This window comes from Acidobacteriota bacterium (genome assembly GCA_028874215.1).
Taxonomy (GTDB): domain Bacteria; phylum Acidobacteriota; class UBA6911; order RPQK01; family JAJDTT01; genus JAJDTT01.
On sequence record JAPPLF010000070.1, the window covers coordinates 43,789 to 57,909 of the forward strand.

A 14,121-nucleotide genomic window follows, 5' to 3' on the forward strand; every position below is an offset into this window, starting at 1 on the left:
TGGGACTTGTTGAAGACAGGCTACACCGGACAATTCCTCAATGGCAAGCAACGGAAGATCTTTTTTGGAGAGGTGCGTAGACCGGCTTCAATTCTCCAGAAGAATTCGGCGCCGCTACTGGCCGGGAGCGGCCACCCCGGGACGAAGGACCAGGCGGTGGGCCTCCTGGATCGCCTCGCGGTTCAACGGGATCGGATGGTAGCGTCCCGTCAGCCAGAGTTTCGACAGGTCGCCGTAGTGGGGCGAGGCCGGAATTCCCGACTGACCGCCGGGAATCACCGTCAACAACCGGTCCGGCTCCGAGAAGTCGGTGATCTGACGAACGGAAGCGCCGGACACGACCCGGAAATCATCCGAGCGGTAGCCCATCTTTTTTACGGTGCCTTTGGCGCCGGAAACCGGGAATGGACCCAGGCTGAAGTACCATCCAAAGATCCGGGAGGCCAAGCCCAGGGGATGGACCATGGTCAGGGTGTGAACGTCTCCCCAGATCCAGTTCCTGGGATCGGGACCCCACCGGGTAGAGACGCGGGTTACGGCCTTCCGAAAGGCGGCTTGAAGTATCTCGGGCAGCTCCTCGACGCGCGGCGTGCCGATCCGGTCGATCCAGTGTCCTGCTCCCCGCTTCAACACCGTTCGAACCATGGTGTCGGGGAGATTTCCGCGGGAACGGTACGCCCCGATCAGGTCTTCCCCCAACTCGTCCTGGAAGATCTCCTCGAACAATTGCCGGTGGAAGGTGGCGAACAACGTGGGCGCGGCTTGGCCGGCGTCCATCACGTAGTCCCAGCCGCGCAATACCTCGAGGGCTTCTCGCACCGGGTCGCCGGCTGGGGGAGGTGGATCGAAGGCCTCCAACACCAGGGGAGTCAGCTCGCGGGCCGCCGGTAGAAGAGAATCGCTCTGCAAGTGTTTCATGTCTTCCACCGAAAGCCTGTCCTGAGACGTCAGAACCTCGCCGATTCGGCTGATCCGGTCCACCGGCTCCCACCAGGCGGAGATATAGAAGGGGCTGGGCGGCTCCACCGTGGGGTTGTTGGCCGAGGCCAACCAACCCTGCGGCGGGTCGAAACTGACCGGATTCTCCTCGAAGGGATGAAACCCGTTCCACTCCTCGCTGCCGTCCCATCCCACGCGGAACCGGGTCCCGTCCTTTCGGCCGTCCAGACGGGGAAAGGCGCCGACGGTCTGCATGCCGATGTGTCCCTCCCGATCTGCGTAGACCACGTTTTGGGCCGCAGTGCCGAACCAGGACATGGACCTGCGGAACTCATCCCAGTTCCGCGCCCGGTTCAGGAGCCACAAACCCTCCATCTCGTTGGCGTGTTTCGCCGCATGCAGGGTCCAGCGGAAGGAGACCGGCTTCTGAATCTCAGGCAGCAGGTGATTCACCAAAGGTCCGTGGGGCGTGGACAGCACCTCCAGCGACCGGGTTTCTCCACCCTTCACCCGGACCGTCTCCACCCTTTTTTTCAAATCCACCCACTGGCCGCGATACATGACCTGGCCGGGACGATCGTCGTCCATCCGCTCCACGAAGAAATCGGCCGCGTCCTGCATCACGTTGGTCAGGCCCCAGGCGATGTTCCGGTTTCGTCCGACCACCACGAAAGGCAGGCCGGGAAGGGTGACTCCGGCTGCCTCAAATCCAGGAGCGCGGAGATGCGCTTGATACCAGATGGGCGGCATGGGGAAGCCCAGGTGGGGATCGTTGGCCAGGATGGCGTGCCCCGTGACGCTGCGCCGGGGAGAAACAACCCAACTGTTGCTGCCTCCCGTTCCGCTGAGCGACGGAAGGAACCTCCCTGGCAAGGGAATGCTTGCGGAGGCCGGGATCAGCTTTCCCAGACGATCCAGGATCACGGCCGATTCCATTGCCGGCGGCGGCGATGCCGGGGACGCCGTCCCGTCCGGCGGATGCACCGGCGGCGATCCTCCCTGACGAAATGGGAAGAGCTCCAGCGCCCGCTCCTCCCCCATGCGCGCCACCAATTGCTCGAAGTAACGGTCCATCTCCCATGACAGGTTCAACTGCCACGTCATAAGCCCGATCACTCCCACGAAGTCGTCCGGTTCGGCCGGCTCGAACTCATGGTTCAACAGGGTGAACTCCAGAGGCAGAGATCCGTCCAAGTCGGCGACGGCGGTGTTGATGCCGAGGGCGTAGGCCCGTGCCGCCGAGCGAACCGGTGCGCCGGCCCGCTCCAACATGCGGCGGGTAGGACCGTGCAGGTCGATGGTCCGAAAGAGGAGATCCAGGTTCAGCCCAGGTTCACCCACCAGTTCCGCCAGACGTCCCTGGCTGACGTGCCGGGTCAGTTCCAACTGGAAGAGGCGGTCCTGGGCATGGACATAGCCCAATGCGAAATAGGCGTCCGTATCACTGCCGGCGAAAATGTGGGGGACGCCCCACCGGTCGCGTACGATTTCAACCGGCTGTTGCAGGCCCGCTACAAAGCGGACTCCGTCGAGTTGGGGCAATGCCCGGCGCGCCAGATGGTGGAAGGTCAGGAACGACCCGAGCGCCACGGCCACCAGGGCCCACGCCGCGTATCGGAGTCCTTTTCTCAAACCCTGCCCGGAGGCTGCCACAGCCCGTTCGATCGGTGGTCAGATCTGCGAATAGGAAGTCGGAATCAGAAACCAGTTCGTGATCTTGGAGACCGTGTCCTTGTAGCGCTCCATGGCCTTCATCCTGACCCAATCGGGATGAGCCAGGAAGGCTTCCCAGCTCTTCTTGTGCGTCTCCCGGTCCGTGCTCGACAGGATGTAGGTCAGATTCGGCACGTCATGGCCCACTAGGACTTCTCCGAAGAAAACCGGACCGAGACCCGCTTCCCGCATGATCTGGGTCTCCCCCTCGTCGAACATCTGCACTTTCCGATAGGCCGCGTTCTCGTGATGGCTCTCGTAGGTCCGAAGCTCGAAGATCCGCGCGTCCCCGGTGGACGACTGCTCCGGCAGCTCCATGACCGGGATGCTGTCGAAGGCCTTCATCAGCTTGCTCTCGATTCGCCCGTAGGCCGGGTCGTCGATGGAGGCGGAAAAGTATTCGGACGCCGCCGTCTGGTAGTCCGCGTCCTGATCCAGGACGTCGCTCAGCCGAGTCATATGATCCAGGGTCGGATAGGGGATCAGGATGAAAATGGAGAAGTCGTCTCCCGCTTCCTGCAATGTGAAGACTCCGACTCGATCGATGCCCGTCCGGTTCAACGCGGGAAGCAGCGCGGTCTCCAGGTAGCGGCTGACGACTTCCTGCTTTTCGAGGCTGTCGATGCGGTAGACGCGAAGTTCGTAGTACTCGTGCATGACCTCTCCCGCTGTTTCGCTCGCCGGCGCCTCGGAAGCCTCATTTTGGACCGCCGGGTTGCAGCTCACCGCCAGAAACATTGCCAGGCACAACCAAACGAGATTCTGTGGCTGGAAATATTTGGAAATCATCATCTTGGCTCTCCTCCGGTTGTCCAGGTCTCTCGAAACCCGGCTCGGCCGGACCAAAGTAGTAACCGGCCGAGCCGGTGTCAATCGGAGCGGGTCCTCGGTTGACAGTCTGTTCGGGTGTGACAATAGTTCTCTCCGACACCAAAATGGCACACTCGGACAAACCTGAAGGGGGTTGGCGAATGAAGTTCAGAAGTCGCCCGTCCGGCTTGGGACAGGGTCTTTCAAGACTCGCAGCAGCGTTCCTGTTCTCGCTTTTCCTGTGCTCCATTCCAATTCGCGCGTCGCAGGACGAAGAGGGATTCGTTTCTCTTTTCAACGGCCGGGATCTGACCGGCTGGATCGGCGACCCCCGACTCTGGAAGGTGCAAAACGGAGTGATCGTCGGTTCCACGGAGGAGAACCCGATCGAGCGCAACAGTTTTCTCTCCACCACCCGGAGCTTCACCGATTTCACATTGCGGGTTTCGGTGAAGTTGATCCGGGGAAACAGTGGGATCCAGTTCCGGAGCGAGCAGCACCCCGACTACGTGGTCAAGGGGTATCAGGCCGACATCGCCGAAGAAAAATACTTCGGCATGCTCTACGAAGAGGGCAAGCGCGGCATCATGGACTACTGGAAGAAGCTGAGTCCCGAGGAGAAGGCGGCGATCAATTCACGCGCCGACCTGACGGGATGGAACCGCTACGAGATCATCGCCGAGGGACGCCGGATCCGGTTCATTCTCAACGGCCACCAGGTTTGCGACCTGACCGATCCCAAGGGGTCGAGGTCGGGGATCATCGCCCTCCAACTCCACACCGGGCAGCCCATGCGGGTCCTGTACAAGGACATCCGGATCAAGGCGGCCAGGACGACCGGCCAGATACGGCGCGGCAAGGAACGATTCCGGGTTGCCGCCGGCTTCCAGGTGGAGCAGGTGGCCACCGACGAATTGCTGGGCTCACTGGTCAATATGGCCTTCGACCACTTGGGCAGGCCGGTCGTGGCCCGTGAGCACGGTGGAATTCACATCCTGCTGGATGAGGACGGGGACGGCCGGTTCGAACGGGTCCGGGACTTCTCGAACCGGGTGCAAAAGGCGCACGGGATGCACTACCTGGGCGCCGGAGACCTGCTGGTGCAGGCCAACGGGCCCGACGGACCGGGCCTCTACCGGCTGGTCGACGACGATGGCGACGACCAGGCCGATTCCACCACCCTGATCGCCGGCAGCCGCGGCCGGATCGGAGAGCACGGGCCGCACGCCATCCTGACCGGCATGGACGGCGACCTGTACCTGCTCTACGGCAACTACGCCTACCCCGACGCGACCGTCGACCCGGGCTCTCCCTCCCGGGGGCTCCGGGAGGATCATCTTCTGGAGCGCTACGTGGATCCCCGGGGACACGCCAACTCGATCCGGGTGCCCGCCGGTACCATCCACCGGCTGGATCTCGCCGGCAATCGGGTCACTCAGTACAGCGCCGGTTTCCGGAACGCCTTCGACTTCGCTCTGAATCCACAGGGAGAGATCTTTACCTTCGATTCGGACATGGAGTGGGACTTCGGGCTTCCCTGGTACCGGCCCATCCGGGTCCTTCACGCGGTTCCCGGAGGGGACTACGGCTGGCGAACGGGATCCAGCAAGTTCCCCGACTACTACCCCGATTCCCTCCCCGCCGTCGAAAGTCTGGGACGCGGCTCACCCGTGGGAATCGCCTTCTACCAGCACCGGTCCTACCCTCCCAGATATCACGGAGCCCTCTTTCTGGGGGACTGGTCCCGGGGGCGCATCCGGGTGAGCTTTCCGGAGCAGACCGGGGCGACGTACGCCGCCTCCGGCGAGGACTTCGTCACAGGGGAGCCGTTGAATGTGACCGACCTGGACGTCGGCCCCGACGGGCTCCTCTATTTCTCGGCGGGCGGCCGATCCACCAGCGGCGGGCTCTACAGGGTCCTCCATGGCGACGCGGCGCCCGCGTCCTCCGTCGGCACCGGCTCCGGCGCCCGCAAGGCCCTGACCCAGCCCATGCACCGGTCCGCTTGGGGAAAGCTGGCGCTGACCCGGGTCAAGTCCGAATTGGGGACCCGTTGGGAAGGCGATCTGATCCGAGTCGCTCGCGACCGGGCCTCTCCTTCCGAACAGCGAGTCCGCGCCCTGGAGCTGCTTCAGACCATGGGACCGGCGCCCGTCCCGGAGCTGCTGGACCAGCTCTCCAGGGATGAGGATCGGGAGGTCCGCGCGGCCGCGGTCCTCCTGCTGGGGACCCACCCCCTGAAATCGGTCTCACCCAGCCTGCATGAGCGTTTGGGCGACTCCGACCCCCTGGTGGCGAGGCGGGCCGCGGAATCCCTCCTGCGGGCCGGATTGAACTCCGACTCTCCTCTTCCGGATCCTGAAGCGCTGGCCCGGAGCCTGTACCGCCTCATGGATCATTCCGGCCGGTTCGTCCGCCACGCCGCGAGGCTGACACTGGAGCGGATGGACCCACTTCTCTGGACCTCACGGGTTCTGGCCGACACCGTACGGGAGCGGCCTCACGGGGCACTGGAGGGCCTTCTGGCCTTGATCCGGGTTGGAATCCCGGGTCCGGACTGGAACGCCATTCAGGAAAAACTCCTGGAATACAGCCGCGAACCCATGACCGAGGAGATCCGACTGGCCTACCTGCGAATCTGCCAGTTGGCCTTGCTGCGCGACCCGGCGCCGGCAACAGCGGGACGCAAGAAATTCGCTTCCCAACTCGGCTCCCGGTTGCTGGACCTGTATCCCACGGAAAGCTCTCTGGTGAATCGGGAGTTGGAAACGCTCCTGGGGCACCTGCAGACGCCGGGCGCCATTGAGGCGCTGCTTCGGGATCTGAAGCCGGAAAAGTCCCAGCCGGACCAGATCCATACCGTTTACGCTCTTCGATCCATCAAGCAGGGTTGGAACCGGGCTCAGCGGAACACCCTGGTCGAGTGGTTCGACCGGGGATGGCGGATGCCGGGTGCGGCCAGCATGCACGGCTACATCGCCCGTCTTTGGGAAGACGTTCTGGACCTGCTTCCGGCGGAGGAGCGGGACCAGGCCGAGGCGCGGGAGGCCGAGCTGGCGCGGAAGCGGGCGGAGCGGGTTCTGGAGCTCATCAGCGGCGAGCCTCCACCGGAGCGATCGCGGCTCACCCAGATGAGTTTCGAGGAATTGAGCCTCTACCTGGAATTCGATCCCGGGGCCTACGAGAGAGGGAGCGCGGAACGGGGGCGGGCCGTATTCCACCGGGCCAAGTGTTCCAATTGCCACGTGTTCGGCAGCGAGGGCCGGGGCGGCGGACCCGATCTGTCGACGGCGGTCAAGCGCTTTCGCCGTTCCGAGATCCTGGAGGCCATCATGTTTCCCTCCAAGGTCATCTCCGACCAGTACACGGCGCTCATCGTCGAGGCCAAGGGACGCGAGCCGTTCACCGGAATGCTGGCGGATGAGACAGAAGAGGTGTTGACCCTCATCGACGCCACCGGAGAGAGAATCGAGATTCCCAAGGACCTCGTCACCGATCGGCGAACCTCCCGGATCTCCATCATGCCCGAAGACCTGCTGGAGGCCATGACAACGTAGAACCTGGTGGACCTGTTCCTGTTTCTGGAGCGGGGCTCGGGATTCTGACCGGGACTTGAAGCGCGGCTCCGGTCAGACGTCGGGATTCGGCACCCAGATCAATTCGGGAACGCGGACGACACGGGTCCTCCACCGCGACCCGTCCAGTTCCAGGATCCGGGCGCCGGGGGGAGCAGGATCGAAGACCGGGATCTCTCCCTGGGGCAGGAATTGGAAAGCCGTGGAGGGGGCGGACAGAACCTCCACCTCACCCAATCGACCCCGGAACTCGTGGTGGACATGCCCGCAAAGGACCAGTTGAACCTGAGGCGCCGCCCCCACGACCGAGCGGAGTTGCCCGGCATCCTCCAAGCCGATCCGGTCCAACCAGGGGCACCCGACCGGAACCGGAGGGTGATGGATGAAAAGGATCGTAGGAACTCCGGAGTCCGCCTCCAGTTCCTTCCTCAACCAATCCAACTGGCGGCGGCCCACCCGTCCGGAGACGGAACCGGGCAGCCGGGAATCCAGCCCCACAAGCTTCCAGCCCGGCAGGTCCAGGCAGAAGCCGAAGGAGTCCCCGGCGGAACCGGCCATTTCGGGGAACACCTCCCGCATGAACGCCCGGCAGTCGTGATTCCCGGGGATCATCCGCCAAGGCGTGCTTCGTTCCTCCAACGTTCGCCTCAGGAGCCGGTAGGTTTCCCGCTGCTCATCGTGCGCCAGATCCCCGGTCAGGATTACCCAGTCAAAGCCGGAGGCCTCGCCATCCAAATGGCGAAGGACCTGGCGAAAGGATCGCCAGGTGGGGACATCCCGATGCTGTGAGTCGGGGTCGGACAGGAGGTGAGGATCGCTCAATTGCAGAATGCGAATGGTCATGGTCGGTGCGCAGTGGGGAGGCCTAGGCGACAAGTGTATAGTGTTCTGCCTCGAACGGGTCGATTCATTGTGAAACGACGATTTCTCAACGCCCCGTCGCACCGGCGGGCGACCCGGCTTCGTCCCGGGCTCGGTACAACGTCCTGATGGCTTTCCATTGGCGGACCTGTTTCCTTATTCTCACCAGCCTGTTGGTCTCCACACAGGGTTTTGGAACTGCCGATACTCCATCTTGTGCGGATCACTCCATCGCCGCAAGCGCAGTCCGAACCCCGAATGACGTGGAGGCATTCGTCCAGTGCGCCTACGAGCTGGTCCAGGACAGAGGCTTTGAAGAAGCCTACGAGGCCTTCCACAATGACGAGCGCTGGCGTTCGGGTCCAGTCTACATCGGGGTTACGGAACTCACTCCCGTGAGCGACGCGGTTCGATCGTTCGTCTTCCCGCCGGATCCATCGATCGAAGGGGACCCGTCTCATTGGGGCCGGTTGATCGATGCCTTCGGCAATGATCTCTTCCGGGAATCGTATCGTGTGGCCAGTGAATTCGGCGAAGGCTGGATCTACTATTCCTACTTGAATCCGGTTTCCGGCAACGATGAGCCGAAAGCCACCTACATCAAGGCGATCGATTGGAATGGCGTGCCCTCGACGATCGGAGCCGGGATCTACCAACGCGATCTCCCCGGCACCTGCCAACGGGAAGAGGTGAACGCCATGGGCCTCACCCTCGATCCTTCGGACGAAAAGTTGCGGGAATTCGTCCGTTGTGCGGCCATGCAGCTCGAATCGATGGGGTACTTCGCCTCCGTCCCGCTGTCGGCCGATCCGAGTTGGAGGCACGACTCGATCTACGTTTTCGGGCTGGACCAGAACGGGAATACCCTCTTCAGCGGTGAACCATACCACCGGGGCGCTTGGACACCGGGGGGAAGCGGTTCGGAGTTGACCTCGATTCCGGACCGGGATTTCTTGAGCGTTGCCGATGCCTTCGGTGAATCCTTCCTCTATTTCCGGACCCGCAATCCTGCCACCGGATCCCAGCAGCGGAAGGTGGTCTTCGTCAAGCGCGTGGTCAGCTACGGGCTGCCGATCCTGATCGGTTCCGGCTACTACTTGGACGAGTAGGACCAAACCTGGAATCCTGCCGCAATATCCGTCGCCTCCCTACGATTGCCGGCGCCATGACAACGGCTCTCGGGCCCCTTGAAACGGTCCCGCCCGGCGGCCTCGCATGGTTGTTCCACCCCCCGGGTTGCTATATCCTGCGCCCTTGTTGGATTCGGGACTCGCATGAGTTTGTTCGAACCGGCACCGTCACCGATCAAGTCATAACCACAGGGAGACAGCAGCATGAAAGCGGCCATTCTGTACGGCGCCAGGGACCTTCGAGTAGAGGAGCGGGACCTCGACAGCGACGCTCTCGGGCCGAACCAACTCTACGTGGAGACTCTGGTTTCGGCCCTCTCCACGGGCACCGATCTGGGCAACTACCTGGGAGACTCCAACTATGTTCCCGACGCGCCCGACTACCCGCGCCAAGTGGGTTACTCCAACGTCGGAGTCGTTCGCAAGGTGGGATCGGCAGTCACCCAATTCCGTCCGGGCCAGAGAATCTTCTCGCGCCACTACCACCAGTCCGCCTTCATCGCCGGCGATGACGAGGTGCTGACTCCGATTCCGGACGGGGTCCCCGACGACGAGGCGTCGCTGGCCTATCTCACCCATCTGGGCCTGGCCGGAATCCGGCAGGCGAAGTACGAGACGGGAGAAAACGTCGCTGTGGTGGGCCTGGGTATCATCGGACTGTGCACCGTGGGACTCGCCCGGGCCATGGGGGCCAAGGTAGTGGCCATCTCCAACTCCCCCAAACGGTCGGCGGCCGCCCTGAAGATGGGCGCCCACGCCGCCGTCGAGTACCGGGACCCGAGTCTCGGCGACTGTCTCGCCCGTGTCTTCGGCGAGGAGGGGACGGACCTGGTCATCCTCACCGCGAATCCCTGGCCGGCATACCGGCTCTCGGTGGACATCGCCCGCACCGGCGGCCGGATCAGCATCCTGGGCTTTCCCGGAAGGTTCGACGAACCTCCCGACTTCAATCCGCTGGACCCCAGGTGGTTCTACGCCAAGCAGCTCACGCTCCTGGGCTCCGGCTCTGCTCCTTCAACCGATGCGCCGGCCTCGGACCTCCGCTTCAACATTCGGAGGAATCTCCAGTACATCATGACCCTCCTGGCCAACAGGGACATGCGATTCGATTCCCTGATCACCCACCGCTTCCCGCCCGAACGCATGAAGGAAGCGTACGAACTGGCCCGGGAGCACTCCAAGGATCTCATCGCCGCCGTGTTCGACTGGGCTCAGGAAGACTAGCCCGTCATGAGCGGGAACTGGATCGACCTCGGCATCGTGGCGCTCTACGCCCTGGGGGCCCTGGGTTACGGACTCTGGGTGTCGCGCCGCGTCCGCACCTCCCTGGACTACACCGTCGCCGGCAGGCAACTGGGGATGTTCGCCCTGGTTGGCACGCTGGTGATGACCGAGTTCAATCCCTCCACCATGATCTGGTTCGGGAGCATCAGCTACACGGCCGGGCCCCGGGCCGCCTGGCTCTGCCTGATCTTCATCACCGGACTCGGCAGCTACGGCCTGCTGGTGGCGCGCCGCTGGCAGAGGCTCCAGGCGGTGAGCATCGCCGAGATGTTCGAGGCCCGGTACTCCTTGGGACTGCGTCGAGCCGTCAGCCTGGTCACCACCCTGATCCTGACCCTCTTCTCCTCAGGCTACCTCATCGCCACCAGCAAGACGTTTTCCTCGGCGCTGGGACTTGCACCCTCGGGCGCCCTGGTCCCGGGTTGGATCACGGCGGACCGGACCCTGGTCTGGACCGCCCTGGTGATCAGCACCGTTGTCCTCATCTTCACCTGGGCCGGCGGCCTGATTGCGGTGGCCTTCACCGACACGGCGTCGCTGGTGGTCACGGTCGTCGTACTGCCGCTTCTGGCCATTAGCGCCCTGCAGTTCGCCGCGCCGGAACCGCTGTTCCATTCCTACCAGGCCGTGGATCCCGACCCCATTTTACCCCTCCATTTCATCGTCACCCTGAACGTGGTCATCCTCCTCTGTTACCCCCTGGCGCCCTGGTACGGGCAGCGGATGTTCGCCGCCCGTAGCGAGAAGACCGCCTTCGCCGCTGTGGCCATCGCCACCCTGGCCACCACTCTCCTCTATGCCTGCGGACAGGTGGCCACGCTCATCTATCACAGCCACCATTCCGGCCTGCAGGATCCGGACCAGGCCGTGGGCGGGGCCATGAACCTTTTCCTGGGCCCCGGGATCCGTGGACTGATGCTGGCCATGCTCTTCGCCGTCTGCCAGACCACCATGTCCAGCATCTGGAACACCACTTCGGCCATGGTGGTGCAGGATTTCTACAAAGGGTGGCTCCGGCCCGACGCCTCCGATGCGGACCAGTTGAGGGTGGGCCGCAAGGTCACGCTGCTCCTGGGCCTGATCACCCTCCTGTTGTGCACGACGCTTCTGGGCAAGTTGCTGGTGGTCATCAATCTCTTCGGGAACACCCTCTTCGCGGCCATGTTCTTCCCTTGCGTCTTCGGATTTCTCTGGTGGAAGGCGAGCCGGCGGGCCGCGAGCGTCTGCCTCGCGCTGGGTTGGACGTTGGGCCTGGCCGTCGCGATCTACGCCAACGTTCTGGCCGACCCGGTTGTTCCCTTCCCCGTCTGGGCCCGTTGGATCTACGTCTACCTGATGCCGGGAATCTGCCTTGTGGGGGTTCTGGTCAGCCATCTGGATCGTCCTTCGCAAGAGGAGATCCGGCGGCGAGTGACCTTCTTCCGGCGCGTCGGCGCCCCGTGGGTCGGAGCCAGGGACTTCACGTCTCAAGCCCAACCTCCCGACTCGACACCCTGATCCGGCCGCTTATCGGGAAAGGGACAGTGCCAATTTGGGGAAAGGGACAGTGCCTATCGGGAAAGGGACAGTGCCGAATTTGCCGAATTTGCTCTAGTTGCGCGGAAGGCCACACTGAAGCTGCGAGGAGTCCGTTCTGGGTCAGATTCCTGGTGTCAAGGATGATCTCGCGTCTCGACCACTACCCGATCACGCACCGACCCTGCTTCAGGCCGCAACGAAGTGTCCGATTCCGGGACAAAGTGTCCGGTTTCGGACAGTTGGCCCACTCTTGGCGCCGGTCGTCCAGCGCCGATGGATCCTCGGGCAGCTCCGACTCGCGACGCACAATCCGGAAGGGGAGGATCCGGAAGGGATCAGACTCGAGAACCTCGTTTCGGGGATGGATCTCTTGAGTAATTCCAGTGATCCTCGACGTGCGGTGCCCCCGCGGGACGGTCGACGGCCAACGGTCAGTCGAGTTTACGCGACGACGGCGTTCGAGCGCTGCTCCCGCAGGGTCTACGGAAGAATTCTCGTAAGTATCTGATATTAATATAGTTAGGATCTATTCTCCCGAGCGGTTTACCTCATTGCAACCCACCTTCTAAACGGGATTCCATTCGACCCTATTGGAGGTCCGTGGACTCCAGGGACGAGTTTCTCGCCTCGACTTCCAGGTTTCAAGAGCCTGCGCGCTCCGGGAATTGGGGGCGGACATTCGGAGCCGACCGGGTCCGTTGGGCCAGGACTTCCGAAACGGGCCGACGTCTCACTCCGGGCTGGAAGCCCGAGGAGACCGCGCGAGGGTCCCATTCTCATGGGACGCGCGACGAACAGGAGCGCCAGGTTCACTGGCGGCAAGGTGAGCCGCCCGGGGTTCTGGCGCCACTGGGGGGTCTGGGGGGATCGGTTCCCCCGGTCCGTCCTCTGTTCCGGCTGGCCGGAGAAACCGCGCCCTGCGCTTCGGCCTCCGCCTCGTCGCACGCCGCCACGGCGTCGAGCTGGCTCTCGACGGCCGGACCACCACCACCCGCGCCGACCGCCTTGTCGGCCAGGCCCTGGACCGGGGGCTGGGCCTGGAGCGGACCCCGACGCGGACCTCCACCTGCCGTTCCGAGTTCAGACCTTCCGGGGTTCGGGCCAGGTCCTCGTCCAAGAGGACGCCGCAAATCCACCTGCACCTGCGGATCCCATTGGCACGTGTCGCCTGTGGTCATGCCTGGATCACGCACCACGTGTGGGGAACGGACGCCTGGCAGAGCCCTGACAGGTCTTCCGGATTCTTCTCCGGGGGCTTCCCGCAGGGATATTTTGGAAGGGAGCGACCCCCCCAGGGGGTGTGGCGCAGATGTAAATTGCGCCACACCCCCGCGCCCGCACCGGGCAGGAAAAAGGGGGGGTCGCTCCCTTCCGCCTCCGATTTCCCCGTGCGGGCACGGCGGAGCCGAAAACATGGCCGTAACAGCATGAGCGACAAAGAGATCGGGGAAATCGCGTGTGTAAGTTGGCAGACTCCCATGATGTAAGTTGCCCCCGTTGTCTCCCTTACACTCCCGGATCGACACGGTGGGGCGCTCTGTACCCGTCAAAATGAGCTCCCCGGCAAGCGTGTCGCCCGCCACGAGAGCGTCGCGAATGTCGTCGTCGATCTCCACGCCAGCGTCGCGATCTTCCGCCCCTGGTCGCCACTCGATGGCCGGTCTCAGCGAGGCCCTGACGCTGCCATAGCCGTCGAATCGGCCCGCGTCCCTTTCAGCACACTCCGCATTTCTGGAAGAAGATTGCCTGTTCGATCCGCCAGATCACTCCGTCCAGCCATCGGGGCCGTCCACAGACGCTGGTACGAGCACTGGCACGCGGCGGCTTGCCCACCGCGCCGTTCCGTGCCGCAGCGCCACGCGCTCAGGCGATCCAGACGCCTTCCCGGCAGGGATCATTGGGACGGGAGCGACCCCCCGAGGCGATGGCACGGAGAGTGCGGATCAGCCTGCCCCGCTTTGCCGATCCGGGAGGCAAAAAAGGGGGGTCGCTCCCGTCCACCTCCGCTTTCCCCGAGCGGCACCGCCGAGCCGCGAGGCGAGCCGTAACCCGAATGGGGACAGCAAGTTAGAGGAACGTCGCCGTGCACATCGAAGAGCCTTCATGGTGCACATGCCCCCCGTTGTCTCAGGTGCACTCCCCGAGCGGCACGGAACCCCACTTTCCGGCGATCCAGTTCGAGCTCCCGGACGCCAGCTCGAACGCCAGATCCCGAGGCCTGCCGGAAGGACCACCACGGCGGATCAACGGAGCCGGCCGGCCACCCGTTCCGGACTCTCGCCAGCCAGATA

The 14,121-nt window shown here is 63.7% G+C and carries 7 protein-coding genes; 4 read left to right on the forward strand and 3 right to left on the reverse strand.

Annotated elements, in window-relative coordinates:
* Positions 1-114 precede the first annotated feature (114 nt).
* Positions 115-2,571 (reverse strand): penicillin acylase family protein, encoded by a 2,457-nt coding sequence (locus OXT71_14365; protein MDE2927577.1) that lies wholly within the window; start codon positions 2,569-2,571, stop codon positions 115-117.
* Between the two features lie 39 nt (positions 2,572-2,610).
* Complete coding sequence (locus OXT71_14370; protein MDE2927578.1) at positions 2,611-3,444, reverse strand: NIPSNAP family protein; 834 nt, start codon at positions 3,442-3,444, stop codon at positions 2,611-2,613.
* A gap of 179 nt (positions 3,445-3,623) precedes the next feature.
* On the opposite strand from OXT71_14370, the gene OXT71_14375 reads away from it, so the two are divergent.
* Positions 3,624-7,019 carry a DUF1080 domain-containing protein gene (locus OXT71_14375; protein MDE2927579.1) on the forward strand — a complete coding sequence of 1,132 codons (3,396 nt, stop codon included), beginning with the start codon at positions 3,624-3,626 and terminating at the stop codon, positions 7,017-7,019.
* Positions 7,020-7,091: 72 nt separating this feature from the next.
* Here the strand turns inward: OXT71_14375 and OXT71_14380 are convergent, their stop codons facing one another.
* Complete coding sequence (locus OXT71_14380) at positions 7,092-7,880, reverse strand: phosphodiesterase (protein MDE2927580.1); 789 nt, start codon at positions 7,878-7,880, stop codon at positions 7,092-7,094.
* Positions 7,881-8,161: 281 nt separating this feature from the next.
* Here OXT71_14380 and OXT71_14385 point away from each other — a divergent pair, with 281 nt between their 5' ends.
* From OXT71_14385 to OXT71_14395, 3 genes are all read left to right on the forward strand, one after another.
* Positions 8,162-9,007: a hypothetical protein gene (locus tag OXT71_14385; GenBank protein MDE2927581.1), complete on the forward strand. Its 846-nt coding sequence runs from the start codon at positions 8,162-8,164 to the stop codon at positions 9,005-9,007.
* Positions 9,008-9,232: 225 nt separating this feature from the next.
* Positions 9,233-10,252 carry a zinc-binding alcohol dehydrogenase gene (locus OXT71_14390; protein ID MDE2927582.1) on the forward strand — a complete coding sequence of 340 codons (1,020 nt, stop codon included), beginning with the start codon at positions 9,233-9,235 and terminating at the stop codon, positions 10,250-10,252.
* A 6-nt stretch (positions 10,253-10,258) separates the two neighbouring features.
* A complete protein-coding gene (locus tag OXT71_14395; GenBank protein ID MDE2927583.1) occupies positions 10,259-11,809 on the forward strand; it encodes a sodium:solute symporter family protein in 1,551 nt (516 codons plus the stop codon).
* Positions 11,810-14,121: the final 2,312 nt, after the last annotated feature.